Raw genomic sequence first — 24,323 nt, 5'->3', positions numbered from 1 at the left:
TGGTCCATATGTTGTCTTTGTAACTAATATCAGCTGTTTACTTCATGCCAATAGCATGTATTTGAAACCAGAGGTGAACAACTATTTAAGTCTATCTTGTCCTTTTAATATCCTTATCGGTAATCAGATTACCTATTTTTTGCTCCTCTTTTTTAAGTAGTATACTTGCATTATGCGCCTCCGCCTTTGGGGTAATAGAAAATAGCACCTGATTCTCGAAATTCCTTTCCTTCATAAAATCTATTTCTTTGTTGGTTTTCATTCTTTTTTCTTTCTCTTTTTTGTACTGAACGAGTAAATGTATTTTAATATCTGGAAGATCCTCTAATTTTTTATCCAGCTGCGCAATTTTGATTTCAGTAGCTTTTGTTTGCTTTTCAATTTCATGAACATTCACACCTTTCATAGCCAATTCTTCAATAACCTCTGTAACTAAAGCCTTAGCAGCATCAATAGCTTTCTGATAGTTTGTCAGCTGATCGGTCCAGTACTCTGCATTTTCTCCCGTCTCTTTTGAATAACCTAATATCCTGTCATAACTATGTTGCGCTCTTGCTACCTCCTGTTGAACCTTGGTAAATCCCTCATATTTTCTTAATATAAATGCAGAATCCGCTAAAAACTTATTTTTCTTACTTTCAATTTTCTTTTTCATCAGTTCGATTTCAATATTCGCCCTGGTTTCAGGATTTGTAATAATGGCAGTTTTGAGCTCCTGCGTGCTGATATCAGAGATATCAAGTACATCAGCACCTTTCTTCATAGCTTCAAGGTACCTTGCCTGTTTTGATTGCAACTTCTGAAGCATAAATACATCGATGCTGTCATTGGTCAGCATAAAATTAACTCTCACATTTTCGTGTCTGTTTCCCTGTCTCCATGCACGTCCTTCAACTTGTCTTAATGTGGTAAAGTTGTAGGGCAGTGATAGCAGATAAAGATCAGTGGTATTTTCCTGCAGATTCATTCCCTCTTGGATGGCTTCACTTCCGATAATAACTTTTATTTTTCCAATGTTAAAATCATTTTGTATCGATATTCTTTGACTTTTAGTGGTCGCGCCCGTAATTATGCCTATTTCTTCAGGTTTGTAACCAATATTTGTCACAAGATATTCTTTCATCCTTGGAAATTCTGCAACAGCTAGCTCAGAATAGATGATTTGTCCCGCTTCCGGAATGTCCCGCTTATTCTGCCGGATCAGATTCATTGTTTCATTCAACTTAGGCGAATTTTCAATAAATTCATCTACTGAGGGAAATTCTCCATAATAGTACGGCGACAAATAAGGTGAAATAGCAATTAACCTCGCATTAAGAATATGAGTAAGAATTGCCCCCTTTTCATTTTCATCAAAGTTATCCGTCAATTGTTCATACTGTTCCTCAGTCAGGTCATTTTGTTCAATTTTATATTCTTTATTAATTTTATTAGGACGGACCAGTTCAGGATTATCTTCTTCGCCTTTTATATCAATAAATTCTGATAAAAGCTGCTGGAACAAAGAATTATTTTTGAACCTGCGAACATTGGCTTTGAACTTCACATCGCCCTTCGCGTCGATCTCCATATCGTTATCAGCCTCCATGAAGGTTTCAAAGAATGTATTGGCATTGAAATACCCTGATTCTTCCAGACGTTTATTGGCGATCAATGAAAGGATAGAATAATATTCAAGAGGTTTGTTAGTGAATGGAGTAGCGGAAAGTAGAGTGACATTCCTCCCGTTGTATTTTTCCTGAATATATTGCGCAGCCATCCAGGTATTGATGCCTAATTTGGAAGTCTGCTGGTTCTGACTTCTGAAGTCGGAAGAGAATCTCCTGTCTTCAATTCTTACTTTACCTACAATATGATTTGCGTTATGAACTTCGTCGAAGGTCATATGATCGAAACCAAAATCTTCCCAATCGTAGATTTTTCCACGCTTCATTTTGCCCTCCACTTCTTTGATTTTCTCCATTTCTTTTTGGAAATCCCGTTCGCTTATGGAATTTACACTTCGTAATTCGCTTTCTGATATATAGGAAAACTTAGAAGAAAGATCCAGAGTGATACTTTCTGAAAATCCGATATTGTTAAAGCCTTCATAAGTAACGATTGTAATCTCCCCATTTTTGTTATCAAATTTTGAAAGATCATAATCGTTACCCAAATTACCAAGGACATTAACCTTAGCATCAGGTATCGTTTCAAAAATCGTTTCCACCCATTGTTTAAGAATACTGTCGTTCGGTACAATGATCAAGGGTCTTTTAGAATTGCCACGTTCCATTGCTTCGTGCATAGAAAGGATTCCTGATAGTGTTTTTCCAAATCCCACTTCATGCGCCAGAAGACCAACACCTTTTGTTGTCAGTCTTCCTATGCCTGCTTTTTGAACCTCGGTTAATCTAAGTTCTTGTCCCTTGAAATTTTTATGAATTTTTGAAAAGAGAGGAAATCTTGAATAGTCAGGAACGTGGATATTATTGTAATTCCTATTAAACTCTTTGACAAATCGCTCCCGAAGCTCATCCGATAACTCTTCCCGGATAAATTTCTGGAAAAGGTCATTAGCGGCGGCTTTTCTTCTTTCCCTTATGAGTGCATTTCTTTCCTTGTCACTACCAGTTACCGTATCGTTATCAACAAATTGTCTGACTTCCCATGCTGAAGATCCTTGGAAGGCATCGCTTGATAAAGTCCCAACAAAATCTTTAAATTTTTCCGCTAGATTATAATCAACAATAACAACTTCGCTGAGCTTGGTATTATAATTATATCTTTCTTTTTCTACCTGCCCCAATGCGAACTGATGCACAAATTCGTGATTGGGGCTAATATATATTTCGTCTATAGATTTAGGTTTCGGAAGAACACTTTCGAGTAATGCTTTCTGCTTTAAATATTGAGCTTCTGAGTATCCTTCGGAAAAGGAAGCCTTAAAATCAATTTCTAATTGCTCTAGTTTTTTATAAATGTTTCCTTCGGCATAATAAAAGTCATGAACCCATTTTCCATCAATGAAATTCGCATATTGATGATGCTTACCGTTTTTATTTAAGACTCCTTCATAAGTCGTGTCTCGAAAAGCTTCCAGTTCCTCAGGTGAGATATCAGAATTGCTCTGAAGAGAAGTATTAACGATTTCATCTTTTTTGGAAAACAAGTACTTTAATACTCCTTTCTTTATTTCCGGTTTAGTCTGAATCCTATACTCTGAATCTTTTTTTGTTTGGTGGGACTGAATGACCCGATCAGCCTTTTCAAGAATTTCAGATAGTTGTTCTTGATTAAATTTTTTTGGATTTTCGGATAATTGACCTTGTAGCTTTTTATATTTGTCAGTCTCCTTTAAAATTGCAAGTGATTTGAATTTTATATCATTAAGAGTAGAAAGCACTGCCCGAATCTTATTCTGAACCTCTACAAAATCAATTTCAGCTGTTTTTCCCAGATCACTTTTTTTGGCTGAAACTATATTGTCTGCTTGCTTTTCTGGTTCGAGGTTATCATATAACAAATCTTCGAAAAGGTTTCCTATCCGTTCAGTTTTCTTTACTTCTTGAAGCCTTTGTAACTGACTTAATGCTTCGTCCAGGTTTCCGTGAACGTAGAGTTCCATCCTTCCAAAACGATTCGGTTTTTCGCGGATTTCGCCCAGAATATTTTGGGGATTCCTTTCAAAATGGTCAGAAATGTTATGCGCGATTTTCTGGCTGTCTTTTCGAAGAAAAATAATATCAGTCCCAACCTTTGTTCCTGCGAAGGCTCCGGTCGGTAACCGGAAAGCTTTTACAAGCTCAGCATTTTTAAGGTTATTCTGGCGGTTCAGCCAGCCGGAAGGAAGAACCATTGCTAAGATTCCATCATGTTTCAAAACATCTAGACTACGTTTAACGAAATAGTCTTCGTACTTGGAAATTTTCGATTCCTCACCCAATCCTTTGTAGAAACCCCGATGCTCTCCATACGGGGGATTACCTATAATTAAATCATAATGCTGATATATTTCGTTTTTGTTTCCTTGCTCATCAATAAATTCTGTTTCAAAAGAACGAACATTAATAGACGCTTCGGGGTGTAGAATTTTAGCAATTTTTGCTGTAGTTTCGTTTATCTCAAATGCGGAAATACTAACATTCACTGGCAGGTCTTTGGCAGCATATAAAAAATTTCCGGTACCGACGCTCGGTTCCAAAACGGAAATTTCAGTCTGACCTTTGAATTGATCTTTAATAAGGTTTCTGACAGCATCTACGATTTTTCGGTCAGTATAATATTCGTCAAGTATCCCACGACCTTCCTTGGCTATCCCACCGCTTTTAAATTGACCACAAATGTCTTTTAATTCATCGGTAATCGTGATGCCTTCATTAATGAAGACTTCTTTACTCTCAGAAATAAAACAAGTTGCGGACACTACTTCTGCAACTTGTTCATTGGTCAGCTTTTGACCATTATATTTTGAAATGATACTTTCTAATTCTACCTCCTTTGTAGAAGTATCACTTATTTCGGAAAATCCTCTTTTGTATCTTCCTGCACTGGGCGCAATTCTCCCGGATATGATTCGCCCCACGGAATGTTTTTGTTCATCATTCTGCGATTCTGCTGTGTCAATGGCTCTTCTTGTTGATTCTCCGGCTCTGAAATCGTCCCGCTCTGTGTCTCCAAATCCATTTCCAGCATTGTCGCTGCCCATATTTTGTCTGACTCCGTAATTTCTGTTATGTTGGGATTGGTCTTCATCACCAATTCCGACAAGGTGTTGTCCAGATGTTCCGGATTCCAAGTGCTTAGTTTCGGATAGTCCGCTTGATTTAGTTCTAGTCTCGGCATCTTCTGAGAGTTTTGTTTCTACTAAGTTAGAATTTATATTTTGTTGTTGCAATTTCTTTTCAAGATATGCAGTCAGATCTTTATTGCCATTTTGAGAAATTGCATATACGTTTCGAATATCTTTAATGTTCTTTTCCTTATATTCCAGAAGGATTTTAAGCGTTAGCGCGTCTCCGGTTCTGGTGCCTTCAAAACAGAGAAAGATCTTTCCATCGAAATTTTGAAAACGGTTCAGGAATTTCTTGGTATTGGTAGCTGTGTTCAGCGAAACAAGCGTCCTGCTATTGGATTGTCTGTTAATTTCTAACAATTTCTGGAATGACTTTACATCCTCACCTTTTGGAAAAAGGATCAGTTCATTTTTATTTCCTTCAATAATAGAAATGTCATTAATTATGGGCTCAATCATTCTTACTTTGATTTACAAATTGATTAAATTCAAATAATTCTTTAGCCTCCGGATCCCAGTCTTTTCTCGTAATGAGTTGAAGGGTTACGAAAATATCAGTCTTCTTATTGTAAGAATCAATACGTTCAATCCTGCCGCAATAATCCTTTTCCGCATGCTTGTACAGTGAATAGGGTAGGATAGTGTCAGTAGGGTAAACATAAAACCTAGTATAGTTCCAGGGAGAATTGATCTCGAAACGCTTGTATTGTTTCCCAAACAAAATGGTGTCAGATAATTTTCTTCTGTTCCTGTAATTCGGAATCCATTCTTTTGAAAATACAGCACCTGCTTTCTTATCAAATACCGATAGCGGTTTTTGTTTGAGCCCGATCTCTGAAAGTATAGCAGTCTTTCTTTCGGAATCCAATGGATAATACAGAGAATCTATGATCAGAAATAGCTGCTTATTGATTTCAGGAAATGAGCGGTCCGGAACAATCTCGATCAGACCTTCTAACGAATAGCTCATTTTAGAGATATGAAAGCTCTGCATTTGATCCAGTCCTTTAGACGCATCAAAGTAGACATTCGAAATAATGTCGATTCCTCCTTTTTCGGATTTTATTTCTTTATGACAGGAAATTAAACCAAATAAAAGTGCTGCGGATAATAGTGTCAATTTTAATTTCATCTTGTTTGATTTAAAAAAAGCGGCAAATCATCAGACTTACCGCCTTCAGATAATGATCAGGTATTATTATCTTTTAATACTTTGCTCTTTCACATTGTTTTTTTCGTGCTTATTATCCTGTTCTAAACCTTCCAATGGCTTATTGCTGTTAAGCCGATTCATATCATTGTCATAGAGTTTAAGGTTTCTATTCTGGGGATCAAGAATAGCTTTTCCTTCTATGACAGAATCATCCTGCTTAAACTTTACTTTGACTATATTCCCTTTCTCCAAGGATTTTATGGCAGTTTCTTTCCATTCCGGCTTATCGAAAATAAGGCCAGCTTTGTCGGCTATCTTATCGGTGTCTACACCATATTTTTTGTAGAAATTCTGGAAAAGGTAGTTTCCTTTATCGGTTTTGGGCTGATTGAAGTCAAATTGAACAAAGGCAGGTTCTACCTGGTCGGTTTTAGGATTAAGAAATTCAATCTTCACACTTCGTCCTTCCAGAAGATTAATGGCTTCCTTCGCCGTAAAGCTGCTTTCCCTGCTCACCGGAAAATTGTGAGAGCGCTCTTCATTGTTCTCATTGGTCAATGTTGCCTGATATGAATTGAGGAAAATTCCGCCTCTTTCGGTTTTGTTGAATTTCAATGTAAAGTCAACATGGTTTCCAGGTGAGGCTTTGTCCGAACCTGTTTTTATTTCAAACTGCTGTTCTTTAGCATTGATCCCCTTTTCAAGATCTTTGTGAAGTTGTTCACCTTCACCGAAGCCAAGGTATTTCATCTGGTCTTTCAGGTACTGTACCTGGTCGAAATCTTTTTGTGTTTCCATCATGTTTGGATTTTGATTGTTAAATTTTATATCATTCGTTGTTAATATTCTGTACTGTGGAAAAGCATCTTCGTCCATATAAATATTAAGGATTTCGCCGCTTTCCAATAATTCATACGAAACGCCATATAGTGTTCTTTCCAATACTCCATAAGCTAACTCATATTTGTCATTTTTTGACATCACATGACCTTCGATGACATCCGGGATTTTGTCCAGTTGGTGTTCTGTAAGGGTATAATCTCCATCTGTTGTTCCGAATTCCTCTTGTTCTGCATAAGCTTTTCTTTGGTCTGCCGTAATCTCTAAGTTGTCCAGTATGAATTCGTTTTCCTTTTTTAATATCCTATAATTAAGTAGGTTTCTTTTCTCCTCTTCGGAAAGTTTTGGAGAGAGATTATTTTGAGCTGCTGATTCCTTTAAGTCCTTTTCGGCATCGCGTTTAAATTCGTCCAAACTTTTTGGAACATCATAAAAATCCTTCATACTTATCCATTCATTATTGCCATAAGGTGATCGACATTCCTGGGTTTGAAGGTCATAGCTGTAATAGCTATGACCATCTGGACTCCTAAGGGAACCACTTCCATCATCATAATCATTCCACATCCAGCCTTCCGGAAGATCTGACGCCGAAATCATATTTTCATCCCAGTTTGTCTCATACGGACGTGCGACAGAATCCATTCCCGACCTTTTTAGCTCGGCTTCAAAAATGCGGTAATGATGAGCCTGTTTTTCATCAATTTGCGTATAGGTCAAACCACTACTCAGTTCAGTCTTCTTGCTCAATTCTTTAGCCCAGACATCGGAGAGGAATTTTTGTTTATCTGCTTCGTTATCAGTTCCTCTATTCTTTTGAGAATGAATCTGCATAAATTTTTTCTCGCGATCAGAAAATTTCCGCTCACCATCATGGAAAAATATTTCCGGAGAAGTATTTTCCATTTCTTTTACAAAATCCTTATAGGCACGTGTTAGGGGAGTAATGTATTTAGCGTACCAGTTTAGGGCATTTGTAATTGCTGCAGGCGTTTGATCTTGATTAGTATAAAAGTCCTGTTTTTCAATATTCATAGGCCGCAAATCAAACGGCTCCGCATCCAGGCCATAATCAAAGGTATAACCGATAGCCTCGCATTCTTCCTGAAAAGCTTTGCAATCATTATAATCGAGTCCTAAGTGGGCGGCTTTTTCCTGCCAATGGCCACAGACTGCTTTTAACTCTTCGGGCAGTAGGTCGTAATCTTCAAATAAATCCATTTAATATTTATATTTTATGACTTGATATAGAAAGCAGAAGGTTATGTTAGGTTTATCTTTTAAACTTCCGTTTTTCTTCTTGCTGTTGTTCCTCATCCTCTATCATTTGATTGGCATCTTCGTATAGATCTTTATCGTTGACATTAAGCTCGATTTTAGAATTACCACTTTTAGCCATTTGCTTCTCATCACCAGATATGTTGTTTACGGAATCGATCTCTCTGGAAACGATATTCATATCATTTGAGATTTCTTTAGCAATCTGAGGGTGTTGGTCAATTTTGTCGTAGAGGAAGTTTTTAAGCTTTTGCAGTTCAATTTTATAGCGATTTAATTCCTGAATGTCCTTTTTATCTGCGATTATAGCTGTGAGTGAGGCGGCATTTTTAATAAAATCGAATTCCACTATTTTCTCATTTTCCTTATCGAAAATGAAAGCCTTTTTTTCTATATTCCATTTGTCCGGTGATTTTGTTAAGTCTTTGATGTCTGTGTATTGAACTTTTTCTTTGCTGTTTCTGAGAATTTCCGAGAGGCTTTTGTCCCTTTCAAGAAAGATAACCTTCAGTTGGGTATTATTGTCGGTGAGCTGAAAAGTAGCACGATTCTTATTGTTGTCAGCGACTATCGTATAACCACTCAAAAACTTCTGGACATCATCAGCACTTAATTTTTTTGAAAATGTCAGGTCTTCGTCAATGATGCCGTAGGTTTTGAGGTCTTCAGTCGGTAGATTGTGATGTTGCATAATATGATATTTTTATTGTTGACTGTATTTTTTAGTTCTGATACGATGCAGCAAGCAACTGATCAGCTTTGATGAGGTCATTGAGAAAATGTCCAGGGTTTATGTACTTTCCATTTTCCCTGACGGAAAAGTGCAGGTGCGCTCCGGTAGAGTTTCCGGAATTACCGCTTTTTGCGATGATGTATCCGGCTTTCACCAATTCTCCGGCTCTGTAGTAGATTTCCGAAAGATGTAGGTAAGCCGTTTCAAAACGGCCGTAATGCTTTACTTTAATAAAATTACCTCCTCCTTTACTGTCCCAGCCCGTTTCAGTAACCATACCGTCCATTACGGCATATACATTCTCGTAATGGGCTTTTAAGTCAATGCCATTATGTATTCTGGCTGTTCCGAATACCGGATGCATTCTTGTTCCATACGGGGATGCAATAGAAATTTCACGGCTCAATGGCATCGCTATTTTGGAGAATGCTAATTCTTTAGAGCCATTTTCAAAAGCCTTTTTTGTGATTGATAAAGACCTTTTTTGTTCAACATTAACAGTTTGACTATGAAGCTGTAAAATCAGTGAATCTTTTATTTTTTGCATATTCCATTTATTTCGATTTACTTCTGAACTTTCTTTGATGATAGCTTTTAAGGAGTCCAGTTCTTTTTTCAGCTCTGACCTGCTATTACTGTGAAAAATATTCTTCCAGATTTTTTTACCGCTTTTTTGCTTTGATTCACCGATCTCTCGCCTGTACCTGTCAGTTGTTGTATTGTCAGTTTTCTTTGGCAATAGAGGTGTAAGTGTATTGAATTGACCGAACATGGACAGATGAAAAGAAAAAATCAATACTGTTAAAAAATTTCTAGCTATTGATTTCATGATGCTGTTTTTATATGTTCATTGACAATAAGTTCGACTTCCCGATTGATCCTCCTGAAATTGGACATCAGTATTTCCTCTTTACGGTTCTTACCTTTTTTATCCAGAAATGAATAATAAACCGGCATTGTAACGTAATTATGTTCCTCTTTTTTAATGGCCTTTATATCCAGATTAATTTTTCCGTGAATCGCAGATGTTTTATATTCATCTGTATTGTTTTCTTCACCCTGTGCAATCATCCCTACCATTTCACCGGTCTTCAACGCTGCAATCTTTCCTGCAGGTATCATGTTATCCATCTTCTCATTGATGCTGGTCGTCGTTCCCTGTTGTGATATGGACTGGGAATACGATTTCTGTTTGATTTTTCCGAATAGTTTTTCCAGCCAATCCAGTGTATTTTTATCTCTGGCGGAACCTGAAATTATATTTCCGACAATGGCAGAAATGGTATCCGCCACCTCCTTTTTATAAAACTGTCTTAGCTGTGGAATTTCCTGTAGGCCAAGTAACACGGCAACCCTGTTGCTCCGAGCCGTTGCAACCACATTATCGATTTTATGGATATAAATGGTTGGGAACTCATCTGCAATAATTCCTCCCGGGAGATTATGCTTCGAATTGATCAGGCGCAGCGTTCTATTCAGAATTGAAGAATATAAAGCAGAATTGATATCCTGTGTTCCGGGATCAGAAGCTAAAATAAGAATGGACGGATTTTCTCTGTCGGTAATTTTCAATTCAACTTCATCGCCCGAAAAAACCCAAAAACTTTCTTTGGTAGCCAACCTTGAAAGGAAGATCTTTAAAGTTCCAATCTGCCCCTCAAGCTGATCGAAAGCTTTGTTGTCGTAAGCCGTTTTGAAGGGTGAAAGCAATGAGCCAATTTCTTCATTGGTAAACAACGTATCAAAGATCTCTTGATAGCTGCGGTTCATAAATGAAAGAATATGTGGCAGGTCCGAATATTTTCCGTTTTCTAGTGTGGCAAAGAAATAAATACAGGATGACAGAAAGTTGATTGCAGATTGGGTAAAGAACGCGTCTGATCCTCCGCCGGAGCTGCTTCCTCCTTTTTGGAGTGAGGAAACCATTGATTCTGCCATTTCCTGAGCTTCTGCCAAAGTCTGGATATACTTTTTATGAAAAGGATTAACCCTTTTTGATCTTTCGACTTCATTCAGGTTGATGATGTGGAAACTATAATTGTAATCAGATTGCTTACTTTTTTTCAATAGATAATGATAATAGGCAATCTGCGCCAGGTCCGGAAATTTAAAATCATAAATACAGAGGCAGAAACCTTTAGCGATCATCTGACGAATCGCCGGATTAATTACTCCAAAAGATTTTCCAGAACCGGGTACTCCGATTACAATAGTACCCCTAAAAGGATCAATATTGATATAACCATTATAAGTTTTATTATTATATCTGAAAACATATGGAATATTGATACTTGTATCAGTGTTAACGATCTCCTTATTCTGGTCAAAACTTTCTTCCACAATGTTCCATCTATCTTTTCCTATTTTCTGCTGTACTAGTTTAGAAATGCTGTCAGCTCCCATCTGAAGGATAACAGCTCCTATAAAAGAAAGAACCGCATAGATGACTTGGAATAGGTTGAGTCCGGGAAGTACTTTTGGAAGTTTTGTATTCCCTGCTTCTTCCTGCCAAATTAGTGACGCCAACATCATCATTAATCCAGTTACCATTGGAACGACAATTTCCGTGGTGATATTGAGATCTTTCTTTTTCTTTGCCCTGGTCCCGATGGCAACAAGCCCGATCAGAATAAAAGTGGCTATTTTAGCATTTACCGGTGGATAAATAAAGCTCATTTTCGAGAAGTTCTTTAATAGATTGGAGACCACCGGGACATTAGCACTCATGTAAAAAAGCGAAGTACAATCCAGTGCAACGACTGCATAGACTGCCTTTTGCAGGAATCCGTAGATCTTGATCTGATGTTGTTGTTCTTGCATTAGGAATAGTTATTAAAGTATTCGTTCAGTAATTTGTGTTCCGTAAGTAAATCACGATGCAGCTTCTGCTGTTTTTTAAACATGTTTTCATGTTTTTTCTGCATTTCTATAAGGCTCTCGTCCAACCGACTTAACTGATCAACTAATTCTTGTGCTCGCTTTTCCGTCTTCTCAACAATATAAAACCGGCTGGCTTCTTCGCTAAACTTCTCAATTGATTCATAAAATTTTCTTAGATATCTGTAATCTTGATCAAGGTTCTTTAATTGATTTTGCTGCTCCTGATATTTCAGTTTAAATCTATCAAGGAAGACATCACGTTCCTTGTTTCCTTTAATCATTGAATTAATCAGTATGGCATAAACAATTACAGAAGTCGCCATTATCACATAAAAAAAAACATTCACCATTTGCTCTAAACTAATAGACACCTCCATAATTAAGTTTTAAAAAGTGTCAGCTTTAAGAATATCTGAATAATTGATCTTCATTTCAATCGTCCTTCCGGAGAGCTGTTCCTCAATTAAGCGTATCATCATAACCTTGGAGTTCGGATAGGTGAACTTTTTAAATACATATATATTTCTGAGGTTTTTCCTGAAGTGCTTTTGAGGATTTAGCCGGAAGACAGGTGTCATCTCGATGCTTTGATTGTTCGTCGCTTTATGGATCTTTTTATCCTCAATGGAAAATTTAAGGTCTTCCAAATCATAGCTCAGGTTCGAGCTATTTTTAAAAGTCATATCAAGAAAAATATAATCGCCCATAACATAGACGTTATTCAGATGCATGCTGAGATTAAGATTTTTTTCTTCCCTGATCGGATTTTTTTCAGCCTTTTTCTGAATAATATCCATTGCAAATTTCCTCAGTTCACCGTTCGAGAAAGTCATTTTATCAAACTCAATGGGCTGCATCACTTCTGGCTGAATGTGGATATTGGTTATCGTATTGAGATTATTCTGGTTTCTATACACTGCTTTGTACTGTGCAATGAAGGACTGCCCGACAACAGTGATGATTCCCACCGTATCTCCGCTGAAAAAAGAAATGTTTTGTTTCTTTTTATCCTTTTCGGAGATAGTGTTGTCGGTAATTTTAATTCTGGCGATATTGCTAGCCGGGAGATCGCCCGTCAGTTTATCGGTAGATAGATCAACATACTGAATGGGCTCCGGTGAGATAATATGAAGGTTGATGCCCTCCGTGATCTCCAGTTCCGGCAGTTCAGAAATAATTTGTTCAGTAGTCGCAGTCTGCGCTGTTACAATTTGCGTTGTCAATAATACTAGGCTGTACAATAAGGTTTTCATTATATTATTTATTTTGCTGGTTTTGCGAATCTTTAAGTTGTTTTTCGTCAATCAGGAATACATAGGAGTTGTATTTTAGTTTGGCTTTATTGGTTTTGATGAGATTGGCGATTGATTTAGAGGTGGAAGTGAATAATTTGGAACCGATGCTAGTGAAGAATCCCTGTCCGCCCATATCCATCTGCGTTCCCTGAACCGAGTTGCTTCCCATTTCCCGGATCATATCCCGGAAAACACTTTGCGGTACATATAGGCCTTTCATCCCGTCCACATCGTAGATGGAGAGATTAACAGGAAAAATTTCACCGTTGGTAAATACCGATATAATTTTAAGATCAACCCTTTGCATCGAAAATCCGGAGATCTGTCCATAAAGTATGGAGCCTTTGCTGATTTTCCGGTTGCCCACAAAAATGTCTTCCAATAAGCGGAACCTGATCCTGCTGCCGAGAAAACCTTTGTTGTTCTCGTCAATGACGGCTTTTATAAAGTTGTTTTCCTTTTCTTTATAAAAAGCATTGAACACGCTGTTAATTCCTAATTTGCTGACATTAAATGTGGAATTAAGAAACTCTTCCATCTTTTCCTTATTGGCTTTGAGCCTCTGTTCCGCTGCCAGCTTGCTTTGATATTCAGGATCTCTGGCTTTTTCCAGGGAATCCATCACGAGCATTTGCTGCTTCAGGTATTTAACAGGGTCAGGTTGGACATTGTTTGTCCCTTTAGAATTTTCAGTTGAGTAGCTGCTTTCTGATTTGCCATAAGATTTATCATTCAGCATCCTGATAATTTCAGAAGACCTTTTGAAATCCTTATCCTCATTGTGTTGCTTTGGATCATAATATGATGAAGGGTTTGCTTTGGCCTGATATCGGCTCTGCCTTGATGACACCGCTTTAAGGGAATCAATTTTTCTCTTTTGTGCTAATGACAACTGATCATCATAGCTTAGTAAGCTATCTTTTTCCTTATCCAGTCCTCCCAACATCGTCCGGTTGTCATCTTTTTTGAAAAATACATCGTAGGCATCATTCTTATTCATAATGGAATCCTTGGTTTCTCCCAGTGAAAGGGAAAGCTCTTTGGGTTTGTCTTTGGGTTTATTCTCTTTAGTAAGCTGCACGCCGACATAGCCGAAAAGAAGCAGGAAAGGCAGCGCCAAAAGCGGCAGCACATATTTTTTCTGTTTGAAATTAATTTTCTTCATTGCGTTTTAATTTTTAAATAAATTGCCTTCGGTGCTACCTGCCATCTTTCAATTGCTGGTATCGGTTAAAGAGAAACTCTATTCTCAAGCTATCCTCATTTTGTAAGGCATTCCGATCCCTCTTGGTTTTTAGTAATTTGAGTTCGCCAACGATCTTTTCCATTTCTTTGTTTTGGCCTGCAATAGTATTCTGGCTGATAACCTTGTTGGAATAGAGAATAGGAGGCTTTATCTTAAATGAGGTATCAGAAGGAAAGAAAATTCCCTGTATCAGCGAGCCAATGAAAGAAACCGAAAGAAAAATCATTGAATACATATAGAATCTTTTTGGATTTTTGGCTGCATTGCCCAGCCATCTTTGTCCGGTTTGTCTTATAAAAGCATTCATTTTAGTACGAGTTTTTAGTTTGGTTAGAAATTTCTTCGTTGTCGATGATACGCCAGTTTTTCAACAGCACGCCGTGCGGATTATTGGGACTTCGGATGATGTCCTCAAAGAAGCCTTCGGTGATTAGCTTTCTGGTGATGACCGATGATTTCCTGGTGATCATCTGCTTTCCAAAGAATTGAAATTTGTTCTGCTCCATACTAAGACGAATAGAATCAGCATGGATGCTCACCATCGAGCTTGAAGCCACGATTTGATTGTAAAAGCCTTTTTCCCGAAGATTGGTATATTCCTTCTTCCCGCTGTCATCAATGAGATAAAGAGACTTTTGAATATTTTCCTTGATGTAGGCATCGTCGGGAGCCAATGTAAAGAACAGGCGATGGAACAATTCGATCTGTGCTTTGTATTCAACAGGCCTGTTCAGAAGGACATCAGTTTGTTTGGCTAAGACTGGAACCCCGTTATCCAGAACATAAATGGATTTCCGGGAATCCTTAATCATTTGATAGGAAAAGAAAAAGCCTGCAATGACTACAAATACAGCAAAGCCAATGGCTGACAACGAAACGATCTTATTGATCTTGATTCTGTTTTCTATATTTTTGATAAGCATCTGTATTCTATAATTGATAATTAATAGTTGATTTTATTTTCCATTTTTCATTGCCTCTTTTACCCTTCCGGATGCAGAACCGGCAGCAATGGATTTTGCTGCTGCTACGCCTCCTGTTTTTGCCGCCAATACAGTAGTTTTGGCACTGCTCGCCACTTTTCCGGCAGCATTTTTCATTTTCGTCATGGCACCGGCTCCACCTGCGGAAACAATACTGTCTGCTATTGTTGGGGTCATCAAAACTCCGATACCTGTCACGATGTAGGCGACACAGGTAAAAAGCTGGTTATAGATCATTCCGGAATTACTGACGTAGACCATCAATGCATCCAGGTTGGTTATTGTTCCATTGGTTAATAAGGTGTCATACCTTTCGATTTCCATCGTATAGCCGGAAGCAATAAGCTGTTGACCAATATTTATAATTGTGTAGGCCACAAATGTGTAGAGGTTAATATTGATGAATTTGGATACCCAGCTGTACAGGGAGTTTTCAAATCCCGGCACCAGCGCCATTCCGACAGCAATAGGTCCCAGGATAATTAGGATATACGCCCATATCTTCTGAATGAAAAAGATGAGATAGACGCAAATTCTAAGGATGGAAAGGCAGACAAACTCGATCACTTCGGCGACCAGTTTCTGCATCTGGAACTGCATCCTGATTTGCCATTCCTTGATAGGCTGTAACAGTTTATCAATCCCCTCACTGATATCAAACCAGGAATCATCCGCATCTTTTGAAGTATTGTTAATGACCTCCTGTTTGGCATCTTCTTCGGCATTGAGCTTAATGACGGCATCCAATAGTTGTTGTTGTTTTTTGAACCGCTGCACCCGCAGGTCATTGACCTCGGATTCTATATCACTGAAAATAGCAATTCCGGGTTCGGCGATGGCTTCAAACGGCGCCTGTAGCAGATTGACAAATCCCGTCCAATAGACCAGGGTAAACCCAATAAGTATCGGTTTAAGCATCGGGGTGATTTCCCACTCACGGTCTCCGGCAGCCATCTGCCATCCCATATAGCCGAGATACATCAATGCTCCCAATCCTCCAATCGCCCTTCCTACTAATGCTGAGCCTTGTGCATTATCCTGAACACTCGTGTCCAGTTTGGTAAAGACCTCCATAAACCATTTTTCAAAAGCACCGTCACCCTTTAGAAATTGGAGCAGGTTGCTGTAATCGCTATCGGTCTGGGAAAACCCCATTATGGGCAGTAATACAGCCAGGAGGCATAAAATTAAAGTTGGCTTTCTATTCATTTCTAATATTTGTGTTTGTATTGCTGCATCACATTTTCGACAATGCCTTTGTCTGAAGAAGGCGTCCATTGTGGAGGTAATGCCGTGGATAGATGACTGTTCAGTATATTTTTGTAATCCAAAAGCAACGTTGTTTTATTATTGTACTTCCTTAGTTCCTGAATAAATTTTCGCCAACGGATTAGCGTTTCATTATACATAATGAAGCGTTTTCCCCTTGGCATATCCATCGAACGTGACATGGAATATTTTTCCTTGATAAGGTCCAGTTCTTCCTGTAACCTTTTTAATGTGCCGGTTGTATTGAGCGTTTCATAGGTCTGTTGGTCTTTCAGCCGCCATTCGATGAAATTCTGCGGGTTGTCCGGAAATTCTGTAACAGGTTTGAGCATTCGTTTGTAATAGAGCAGCCAAAGCGGATCTGCATCGACTGTAGCCGAAGTCCAGTGAGCAAAGTCCTGAACATTCCTTTTGTAGATGGTGTCGGATGCAGCCTTGATCTTCTTGGCTTCTTCTTCCTGGAACTTGAGCTGTGCGAATCGCAGATTTTGCTCTCCGGTAGGTTTCAACGGGCGGATATCTTCGCCATCTTTATAATCCCTGTTGATCTTGGGAGCCCAAATACCCCAAACCGTCGCATAAGCAAAATTGGTCTGGATGCCCAGGAAATATTTGGGGTAAGGACGCCAGTCTCCCCAGCTTTCAAAAGTCATTCGCTTATGCTGGGCAACGATGGAAGGATCGTTCAGCCTCTTAACACTGACTTGCCCGAATATCAGAACGGTAGCTAACAGAAGTTGTAATAGCTGTATTTTTTTTATTAATGTTTCCATAATTTTAATTGAAGATGTATTTGTATTTTGTGATGATACCTCCTACGATCGCCCTGTCAATATTGATGTAGTTCCTCAGAACCGGAACCTGATACAAGTATGGGATCTTCTTGGCATTTTCAAGTCTTAAAATGATATAGAGAATGTTACCGTGAATGTTTCTTACCCGTGTAAATACTTTTTCAATAAGCATTTCGCGATCCATTGAATCCATCAGGAAATCCTTATCCTCATTCATAATATCCTGTGCAACTTCCTGTTGGAGCTTTACAACCTGTTTTCCTATTTCAACATAGTATTTTGAAACCAGTACAGCATAATCCGGGTGCTGTGCGGACAGGTCCAGCATCTTATTGGAATTGCTGACAATTTTCCCTAAGTACTGGTAGAGGTACATCAGTTTTTTACTCTGGGTCAATGCAGAATTGACATTTTTCAACTGCTGATAGATGTATTCCTGTATCGCAATGACCTGTGCTGTTTTGTTTTTAATATCCTCGTATAATTCTTTTTGCTTTTTGTAAGAATCCAGGAATGCCTGCTCACTGGCTAAACGTACCCCGTGGTTGACCGTGATCTGTGACAGTAACTTATCGTTAATCACAATCTGCTGGCTTTGAATTCCAGCAACGGAAAACAAAACAATACTGAAGGTGAATATTTTTTTCATAGCTAAAAGGATTTGATGTTGTTCATGATATCCTGCACGACCTGGCGATCCCTGTTGACATAGTATTGGAAAGCTCTTTTGTTCCGTAAAACCTTAGCTTTGATATCCTTTATTTTTAAAAGCATATGCGTAGAATTTCTGCTCAGCGTTTTGACCTCGCCCAAAGCGTAGTCCAGTAAGATTTTGCGTTCCGATTGTTCCATCTGGTTGATAGCTCCATAGGACAAAACGATTCCTGTCAATAACCGTAAGGTCATTTGAAGGTCATCTACAAACTGCACCTGTGAAGGTAAAACTGCAATGATGGAATAAGACGCAGTATTGATCTCATTAATGATCGCAGTTTGGTTATTCGTTATCTTGGTGATTTCCCTGCTCACTGCTATTCCTGCCGGAATCGCCTGTATGGCAAATGACACGATACGAAGCCTGTCCTGGATTTTGGTGACTTTTTCCTTAAAGTTTTTCCATTGTGATTGGTTAGCCGTTTCTACTGACGCATTGAGCGTTTGCTTTTGCCGCATCTCTTTCTGCCGGTCATGTTCCTTCATCGTGGCATTAATCTCAAGATCCATCATCGGGAAAGAAACATTTTCCTTTTGCCACGCTGGCGTAGAGCCACCACCTGATGATGTCAACAGGCAATAAGTTGCAGTAAGGAGCAGGGCACAGATCAGGTTCTTTTTCATCATTTTGAGTTTAAAAATTCCGTTTGTAGCGGTTCATAATATCATCCACAATGGCCTTATCGGTATTAATGTATCCGGCAAAAGGATTAATGGAATTCCAGAATCCCAGCCTGTTGGCTTTTTCCAGTCGAAGCTTAATGGCCAACAGCCACAGCTTTAGGTTTTTCACATTCCCTGAAATGTTGTGTAGGATCTTGTAACGGTCTCCGGCGGTTGCAAGGTTCAACTCACCAGAAGCCAAAATATCCGATACATCCGTTACGATTTTCAGGCTTTGCTCATAGGTTTTCTGTGAAGCTTTTACCCCGAAAATGGCATACTGCGGATGTTGCGACGCTAACTGTACCACTTGCGAGGAATATGTATAGCATTTATTCAATTCAGAATAAATCTCTTTGACCTGGATTCCATTCTGTAAGGTTCCTGATACTTCTTTCAATCCCTTCAGTATTTTATTCTGAATGTCATTGGCAGCCACCATTTGGGTTCCCACCCAAGTTTGCGCGTCCTTTAATTTGGATGTTTCATCGATAACCTCATTCTGCTTAGCTTTCAGATTTTCCGAATAGAGAATCATTGCAGCGGTTACCGTAGGGTCGATGTAGGTATTCTGAGCACTTAGTAGTCCGGAGAATCCCAAAAATATTAGGCTAAGCTTCTTCATATTGATAATCTTTTTTATGGATGAATTCTGAAAAGCTGATATCAGGGTCGTCCAACTCCTGTGAGATGATCTTGAAAATATTTTTCCCTGGGTGGTTTTTCTTCATCCTTTGGTAGTAAGAGACAACTTTATGATCCAAAGGATTCTGGTACAAATTCACTAAAGACACCAGGTTTTCAAGACTGTCGCCAAAGGCTTTTAAGTCCGAGACAATCTTTACCAAAGCCTCGTCATAATTGCCATACTGTTGCACATAATATTCAACTGCTGATTTCTCAGGCTTCTCGGTCGTATAAGTCAGATACTGCTCAAGCGACACCTCATTGCCATAGACCTCACCCTTGGAACCTCTCTTCAGGTAAAATTCCTTGAAGCGGCTCCGGCCGAATTTATTGTTGAGATTGTTGATCGTGAAGATCTTGTTTTGCTCCACTTTATTCAGCGATAACAAAGACGCTATGCGATCAAAATTGTCCTTGAACTTGGTTTGGTCTAACAGGATAAAGGTGTCAGAATTGTTGATAATGGAATCTTTGACTACGGCATTTCCAATGATGTCATCCAATTCCTGCGTTACAACTACGGCTTCACCCCAAAATTTCCTTACAGTTTTGTAGAGATACAGAATATATCCGCCCATCAGCTTACTGGCAATCGCTTTCCAGGCCTCTTCAATGATGAGGGCTTTTCTTCGGTCTTTACGTAGCCTCATCTTTTGAATAAACGTGTCCATAATGATGAGTGTTACGATCGGAAACAATTTCGGATTGTCCTTCACGTTGTCGATTTCGAAGACAATAAATGCTTCATCGAACAGCTTATTATCGGCAGATTCATTCAATGTGGTCGCATATCTTCCGCCTTTATAAAAATCCCTCAATACAAACAAAAACGTCCTGAGATTGAACTCTCTTTCCGTAATGTTGTGCTTTTTATTATTAAGATAAAGCGGCAGGAATTTATCGCAGTAATCATAGAATCCGTTGAAGGAAAGCTCTTTGGCAGGCAACTTTTCTTCAAGTTCTTTGATCTTTTTGATAATTGCCTTTCTCAACGATTCATTCCAATCTTCTGCCGTCTCCGGATGTTTAATAATTTCTGCAGATCTGATCAAGATGAGTTGTGTTTCATCGTAGATCTTTCTTCGCTCCATATCATTCAACGTTTCGTAAGCCTCGTAAACTTTGTAGAATTGTTCACTGTCATAGTCAGGATTATTGGCATTCTTATCCGGATGATAGAATTTCAATAATTTTCTTCCTGCTTCTTTCACTTCATCCGGGCTGGCATCGAAAGCAATTCCTAAAATATCATAATACGTTCGTTGCTCCTGGACCTCGCTCTCATATTCGGCAAAAACATCTTCTTCGTGAATATTGTACTTGTTGAGATAAAGAATGAGCTCTTCTGAAGTTTTATGGTTATACCATTCGGTTCCTGAATTGAAATATTGATGATAATAGGACATCAGCACATTATCCAGGATGGATTTCTGTGCAGACGATACTGTCGCATCCGGACCTTGCCATATCAGGAAGATAAGGTTGGTTAAAAATTCAATTTTCTCGATATTAAACTCTTTTTTATCCATTAGAAAAGGATTCATCGTGATCGGTTTTTCTTCGGTGTATTGAATATATCTACCGCCTTTATATTTGCAGGTTCCTGAATAAGAATCTCCGGTATCTACGATCACCACATCATAATTATAGGTCAGGTATTGCTCAACAATATTGTTCATCAGGAATGACTTCCCGGAGCCGGATGGTCCTAAAACAAATTTGTTTCGGTTATTGATCCTCCCGGTTTTCATTGGAAGATCAGCGGGATCAACCTTTAACGGAACGCCCTGCCGATCTGTAAATCTCAGGTAGAAGTTAGATTCTTCATTCACGGGATAACTTTCTTTAAAAAAAAAACACAAGGCCGCTTCGCTTGTCGTCATGAAAAGATCGTACTCCCTGAGTTCTGTGGCGTTACCCGGAATGGCTGCCCGAAACAGCTCCATCTGGTTGTAGGCATTTTTTGAAACGATAATCCCTTTTGTGAAGAGCTTATTCTCAATCATGGACTGGATTCCTTCCATTTCTTCCATAGTGTTTGTTGAAAATATCAGGGAAAAATGAGCATTGACCACTAGCTGACCGTCAATGGCAATATTATGCAGCAAGGTTTGGATCTCTTCTGCGATGATGGCATTGGACGGCGAGTTGTTGGCTGCACCTTCGTGTTTTTTCTTTTTCTTATCGAGCTCCCTTTGCTGCTGGGCCTGGATTGGAATCGTTATGACTTGATTGTAAACTATGGTTTCATAGTTTTCAAGCTCATTGATAAAGGTAAAATTATCAACGGCCGTTTCCGCGGCAGCTCCATTGCCTCCTAGAATAGAGTAGGACTCTATTTCAGAAGGAAGGTCAATATTTTCCACATCGACATAGGAAATGTTTTTGACACAGCGGTTTCCGATCTGCAAGTACGCGTTGGTACTTTTGATATTGTCAAAAGTGGGAATCTCAGAAAACTGCATAGACAAAACTCCGGAAATGTAATATTCAAAATCTTTCTCAAACAGAAATTCAGGCTCGCAGTCATTCTGCTTTAACAGCATAAATACCTTCTGAGATTTATCACGAAGCTCCTTATAACTCTTTTCGGAAAAATTGTAATGTTTGTTTTTCTTTTTCAGTTTGTCGTCGACTATATCAGTAAAGAGCAAAATGGTCTCAATAGTTTTGAAGAGTCTGCCTTCAAAATGATCTGAATATTTCTGCTGGAGGAATTGGGTGGATGGCTCAGCAGTATATTTCTTTTTAGTGAATATATCCAGTTTTTGAACAATCCGTCCTTCGCCTATAATGGAGACCACCTGATTTAATACGGTGTGAAATTCCAGGTAATTGTCCGGATCAGCAGAATACTGCTGAACGATGTTTTTGATTCTGATCCCGATGATGGGATTGCCGTATTGTCCAAACAGCACGTCAAAATCCCAATTGAAATCCTTTCCGTAATCGTAGCCGATGAACGGAATGTCAAATACTTGTTTTTTTGCTGTTGCCATTCTTTAAAATTTTATTATTGTTTAGTCTTTTTGGGAAAATGAAGATGTGATCGAAGTGTTTGGTCTTGTTATACAGACCGTATTTGTCCTGTCTTTTGAAGATCAGGTAAACACCTCCGGCTGTTGTTGCAAGCCCCAGGAGTGAGCCGAGCAATCCGAATTTGGATAGTACCAGGGCGGCAACAACGCCAGCGCCGATAACTGCCACGGCGTAAATGATGTACTTGCCTTTAAGCCCGAAGAATACAAGAGGCTTTTTCAGCCCCTTGTAAAGGTAGAATCCCATTTTAGGCAAAAAAGGAGGTTACGAATTCCGGAACAACGATCAGGAAGATCATGGCACCGCCATAACCCAGGATTTCTTTGTTGACGTCCTGGTCGCCGTTGGTCCATTTATTATACACTCTCAGACCGCCAATAAAACCAACCAATCCGCCGACGGCTTTTAAGATCAGCTTTATCGGGTCCCAATAGTCTTTAATATCATTGGCTGCGTTTGAAATGGCTGTTGCACCGCCTTGCGCCAGCATTGGTGTAACGGCTAGCAGTAGCAATGCTGCGGTGAATAATTTTTTTGTTGTCAGGTAACGTTTGTGCGTGTTTTTCATCATATTGAAATTTTATATTGAATTGTGTTTTTGCTTAGAAAAAGGCATAGGAAATGTGCTATCCGACTCAATAGAGCGGATCATTGGTGTATTGAAAATTGTCGTTTTCCTTTCTAGATCATTGAATGGTAGACCTTGAATCCGTCACGGTCTGCAAGTACCTGGACGTGGGTTTCAGCCAGATTGAGGAATTGGTTAAATTGCTGTTTCAGCCTTTGAGAAGCATCTTCTTTATTTTGTTCAGCTTGGAGAATCTCATCATTTTGAGAAGGCAGTTCTGAGAACTCTCTGCTTTCAATGTATTGACTATCTTCTTGATCTGTTGAATCGTGTTGTGTCGTCGGATGTTCATCGATGTTATACGTATCTTCTAGCATATTGATAGCTTGCTCAGATTCAAATTTCTGTCGGTAGTAATCAAGGTGCCGGTTTTCATCAGTGTCTTCTTCAGTAGAAGGGAAAGGCTCTTTTTTGTGGAACGAAGTTGGGGTGCTGAGCTGTTCCACATCATCAATGTTGACCTCTATTATTTCATTCGTATTTACCTCAGCAAAGGCTGCGAGGGCGAATTCTTCACCTTCTTCGTCTTTTAAGACAGTGTCCTTTTTAAGGAAAAGGTCATAAAGGATATTTCCTGCATAATAGAGCAGATAAACTGCCAGAATGGTAATAAATATTTTGATCATCGTCGGTAAAGTGTTTTTAGTTTGGTAATTTGTTATAGGCTAATTTCAAGCGTTTGGCTGATGTAATCGATCATTTCATTGAAAGGATGTTTAACCGCATATTTCTGTTCATAAGTCAGTCTTCTTGTATCGATGGTCTGAAGACAGTTTCTTTTGAATACCGGATTTTTCAGCAGTATTCCGTATTTGCTGATCTCAGCGTCCATACCTTCCTGGTTCTGGTATTTATAACCTTTATCGTATTTGGACCGGATGAATATTCGCTCTGCCTGGCTTTCCAGCAATCCCAGAAAGTTGATAAAGACCAGCGTAGATTTTGCAGAGACATTTGAATATTCAAAGGGTATCACAATAAAATCACTGTAGATCAATAGATCACTATAACGGGCATCTAAGGTTCCAGCAAGGTCAAAAAGGTAGATGTCTTCGCTTTCCTTCATTTCGATCAGATGTTCAAAGTCGGAAAAAGGCTGTTCGTTATCCTCATCGATAATGGCCACATCATAAAGCTTTGGCAGTTCTGACTCTTCATCTTCTTGCCATTTGTGGTAAAAAGATTTCTGAAAATCAAAATCGAACACTTTAACCTTTCTTTCAGACATTCCCGAAATATAATTGGCAAAAGCAATCGCAAGTGTTGTTTTGCCTGTTCCTCCTTTTTGTGTGCCAAATGTTATAATCATAGGTTTTGCTTTTTTGTTGCCGGTTAATGTTCATAGGT

At 38.9% G+C, this 24,323-nt stretch carries 21 protein-coding genes; all 21 read right to left on the bottom strand.

The annotated features are described in order from the left end of the window. Positions 1–91: 91 nt before the first annotated feature. Complete coding sequence (locus AC5P2S_RS10560; protein ID WP_138402077.1) at positions 92–5,233, bottom strand: helicase-like domain-containing protein; 5,142 nt, start codon at positions 5,231–5,233, stop codon at positions 92–94. Beyond that, positions 5,226–5,906 (bottom strand): hypothetical protein, encoded by a 681-nt coding sequence (locus AC5P2S_RS10555; RefSeq protein WP_047098661.1) that lies wholly within the window; start codon positions 5,904–5,906, stop codon positions 5,226–5,228. Before AC5P2S_RS10555 ends, AC5P2S_RS10560 begins: the two co-directional genes overlap by 8 nt. A 66-nt stretch (positions 5,907–5,972) precedes the next feature. Next, positions 5,973–7,988 carry a hypothetical protein gene (locus AC5P2S_RS10550; protein WP_002978088.1) on the bottom strand — a complete coding sequence of 672 codons (2,016 nt, stop codon included), beginning with the start codon at positions 7,986–7,988 and terminating at the stop codon, positions 5,973–5,975. A 52-nt stretch (positions 7,989–8,040) separates the two neighbouring features. Continuing rightward, positions 8,041–8,736, bottom strand: coding sequence for a hypothetical protein (locus AC5P2S_RS10545; protein WP_002978089.1), 696 nt, complete (start codon positions 8,734–8,736; stop codon positions 8,041–8,043). 31 nt (positions 8,737–8,767) lie between these two features. Further along, complete coding sequence (locus tag AC5P2S_RS10540) at positions 8,768–9,607, bottom strand: M23 family metallopeptidase (protein WP_494554793.1); 840 nt, start codon at positions 9,605–9,607, stop codon at positions 8,768–8,770. Beyond that, a complete protein-coding gene (locus tag AC5P2S_RS10535) occupies positions 9,604–11,598 on the bottom strand; it encodes a type IV secretion system DNA-binding domain-containing protein (RefSeq protein ID WP_278354012.1) in 1,995 nt (664 codons plus the stop codon). The genes AC5P2S_RS10540 and AC5P2S_RS10535 overlap by 4 nt, the downstream gene beginning before the upstream one ends. Next, the gene (locus AC5P2S_RS10530; protein ID WP_336732616.1) at positions 11,598–12,035 is read right to left on the bottom strand and encodes a hypothetical protein; all 438 of its coding nucleotides are present in this window, start codon (positions 12,033–12,035) and stop codon (positions 11,598–11,600) included. The genes AC5P2S_RS10535 and AC5P2S_RS10530 overlap by 1 nt, the downstream gene beginning before the upstream one ends. 9 nt (positions 12,036–12,044) lie before the next feature. Further along, entirely contained in the window at positions 12,045–12,911 is an 867-nt protein-coding gene (gene traN, locus AC5P2S_RS10525) for a conjugative transposon protein TraN (RefSeq protein ID WP_278354010.1), read from the bottom strand. Between the two features lie 4 nt (positions 12,912–12,915). After that, positions 12,916–14,118 carry a conjugative transposon protein TraM gene (gene traM, locus AC5P2S_RS10520; RefSeq protein ID WP_278354009.1) on the bottom strand — a complete coding sequence of 401 codons (1,203 nt, stop codon included), beginning with the start codon at positions 14,116–14,118 and terminating at the stop codon, positions 12,916–12,918. Between the two features lie 34 nt (positions 14,119–14,152). Then, positions 14,153–14,506, bottom strand: a complete 354-nt coding sequence (locus AC5P2S_RS10515; RefSeq protein WP_278354008.1) for a hypothetical protein — start codon at positions 14,504–14,506, stop codon at positions 14,153–14,155. Between the two features lies 1 nt (position 14,507). Next, entirely contained in the window at positions 14,508–15,122 is a 615-nt protein-coding gene (traK, locus tag AC5P2S_RS10510) for a conjugative transposon protein TraK (RefSeq protein WP_278354007.1), read from the bottom strand. A gap of 33 nt (positions 15,123–15,155) precedes the next feature. Further along, positions 15,156–16,391 carry a TraJ family protein gene (locus tag AC5P2S_RS10505; RefSeq protein WP_278354006.1) on the bottom strand — a complete coding sequence of 412 codons (1,236 nt, stop codon included), beginning with the start codon at positions 16,389–16,391 and terminating at the stop codon, positions 15,156–15,158. 2 nt (positions 16,392–16,393) lie between these two features. Then, the gene (locus AC5P2S_RS10500; RefSeq protein ID WP_278354005.1) at positions 16,394–17,224 is read right to left on the bottom strand and encodes a hypothetical protein; all 831 of its coding nucleotides are present in this window, start codon (positions 17,222–17,224) and stop codon (positions 16,394–16,396) included. 4 nt (positions 17,225–17,228) lie between these two features. Further along, complete coding sequence (locus tag AC5P2S_RS10495; RefSeq protein ID WP_278354004.1) at positions 17,229–17,894, bottom strand: hypothetical protein; 666 nt, start codon at positions 17,892–17,894, stop codon at positions 17,229–17,231. A 2-nt stretch (positions 17,895–17,896) separates the two neighbouring features. After that, positions 17,897–18,586, bottom strand: coding sequence for a hypothetical protein (locus AC5P2S_RS10490; RefSeq protein WP_278354003.1), 690 nt, complete (start codon positions 18,584–18,586; stop codon positions 17,897–17,899). 7 nt (positions 18,587–18,593) lie between these two features. Then, positions 18,594–19,247, bottom strand: a complete 654-nt coding sequence (locus AC5P2S_RS10485) for a hypothetical protein (protein WP_047098667.1) — start codon at positions 19,245–19,247, stop codon at positions 18,594–18,596. Continuing rightward, a complete protein-coding gene (locus AC5P2S_RS10480) occupies positions 19,234–22,308 on the bottom strand; it encodes a TraG family conjugative transposon ATPase (protein WP_047098668.1) in 3,075 nt (1,024 codons plus the stop codon). The genes AC5P2S_RS10485 and AC5P2S_RS10480 overlap by 14 nt, the downstream gene beginning before the upstream one ends. Further along, the gene (locus AC5P2S_RS10475; RefSeq protein ID WP_002978103.1) at positions 22,280–22,594 is read right to left on the bottom strand and encodes a DUF4133 domain-containing protein; all 315 of its coding nucleotides are present in this window, start codon (positions 22,592–22,594) and stop codon (positions 22,280–22,282) included. Before AC5P2S_RS10475 ends, AC5P2S_RS10480 begins: the two co-directional genes overlap by 29 nt. 1 nt (position 22,595) lies before the next feature. After that, positions 22,596–22,919, bottom strand: coding sequence for a DUF4134 domain-containing protein (locus tag AC5P2S_RS10470; RefSeq protein ID WP_002978105.1), 324 nt, complete (start codon positions 22,917–22,919; stop codon positions 22,596–22,598). Positions 22,920–23,029: 110 nt separating this feature from the next. Beyond that, a complete protein-coding gene (locus AC5P2S_RS10465; protein ID WP_047096287.1) occupies positions 23,030–23,602 on the bottom strand; it encodes a hypothetical protein in 573 nt (190 codons plus the stop codon). A gap of 32 nt (positions 23,603–23,634) precedes the next feature. Beyond that, positions 23,635–24,285, bottom strand: coding sequence for a ParA family protein (locus AC5P2S_RS10460; RefSeq protein WP_185286789.1), 651 nt, complete (start codon positions 24,283–24,285; stop codon positions 23,635–23,637). Positions 24,286–24,323: the final 38 nt, after the last annotated feature.

It is taken from the genome of Epilithonimonas sp. 33E (assembly GCF_059372615.1).
Note: the sequence above shows the minus strand (reverse complement) of the source record. Positions and strands in the feature narration are given on the sequence as shown.

Coding starts and splice junctions, on each gene's coding strand:
- AC5P2S_RS10560 (WP_138402077.1), bottom strand. CDS start 5,233: ATGATTGAGCCCATAATTAATGACATTTCTATTATTGAAGGAAATAAA.
- AC5P2S_RS10555 (WP_047098661.1), bottom strand. CDS start 5,906: ATGAAATTAAAATTGACACTATTATCCGCAGCACTTTTATTTGGTTTA.
- AC5P2S_RS10550 (WP_002978088.1), bottom strand. CDS start 7,988: ATGGATTTATTTGAAGATTACGACCTACTGCCCGAAGAGTTAAAAGCA.
- AC5P2S_RS10545 (WP_002978089.1), bottom strand. CDS start 8,736: ATGCAACATCACAATCTACCGACTGAAGACCTCAAAACCTACGGCATC.
- AC5P2S_RS10540 (WP_494554793.1), bottom strand. CDS start 9,607: ATGAAATCAATAGCTAGAAATTTTTTAACAGTATTGATTTTTTCTTTT.
- AC5P2S_RS10535 (WP_278354012.1), bottom strand. CDS start 11,598: ATGCAAGAACAACAACATCAGATCAAGATCTACGGATTCCTGCAAAAG.
- AC5P2S_RS10530 (WP_336732616.1), bottom strand. CDS start 12,035: ATGGAGGTGTCTATTAGTTTAGAGCAAATGGTGAATGTTTTTTTTTAT.
- traN (WP_278354010.1), bottom strand. CDS start 12,911: ATGAAAACCTTATTGTACAGCCTAGTATTATTGACAACGCAAATTGTA.
- traM (WP_278354009.1), bottom strand. CDS start 14,118: ATGAAGAAAATTAATTTCAAACAGAAAAAATATGTGCTGCCGCTTTTG.
- AC5P2S_RS10515 (WP_278354008.1), bottom strand. CDS start 14,506: ATGAATGCTTTTATAAGACAAACCGGACAAAGATGGCTGGGCAATGCA.
- traK (WP_278354007.1), bottom strand. CDS start 15,122: ATGCTTATCAAAAATATAGAAAACAGAATCAAGATCAATAAGATCGTT.
- AC5P2S_RS10505 (WP_278354006.1), bottom strand. CDS start 16,391: ATGAATAGAAAGCCAACTTTAATTTTATGCCTCCTGGCTGTATTACTG.
- AC5P2S_RS10500 (WP_278354005.1), bottom strand. CDS start 17,224: ATGGAAACATTAATAAAAAAAATACAGCTATTACAACTTCTGTTAGCT.
- AC5P2S_RS10495 (WP_278354004.1), bottom strand. CDS start 17,894: ATGAAAAAAATATTCACCTTCAGTATTGTTTTGTTTTCCGTTGCTGGA.
- AC5P2S_RS10490 (WP_278354003.1), bottom strand. CDS start 18,586: ATGATGAAAAAGAACCTGATCTGTGCCCTGCTCCTTACTGCAACTTAT.
- AC5P2S_RS10485 (WP_047098667.1), bottom strand. CDS start 19,247: ATGAAGAAGCTTAGCCTAATATTTTTGGGATTCTCCGGACTACTAAGT.
- AC5P2S_RS10480 (WP_047098668.1), bottom strand. CDS start 22,308: ATGGCAACAGCAAAAAAACAAGTATTTGACATTCCGTTCATCGGCTAC.
- AC5P2S_RS10475 (WP_002978103.1), bottom strand. CDS start 22,594: ATGGGATTCTACCTTTACAAGGGGCTGAAAAAGCCTCTTGTATTCTTC.
- AC5P2S_RS10470 (WP_002978105.1), bottom strand. CDS start 22,919: ATGATGAAAAACACGCACAAACGTTACCTGACAACAAAAAAATTATTC.
- AC5P2S_RS10465 (WP_047096287.1), bottom strand. CDS start 23,602: ATGATCAAAATATTTATTACCATTCTGGCAGTTTATCTGCTCTATTAT.
- AC5P2S_RS10460 (WP_185286789.1), bottom strand. CDS start 24,285: ATGATTATAACATTTGGCACACAAAAAGGAGGAACAGGCAAAACAACA.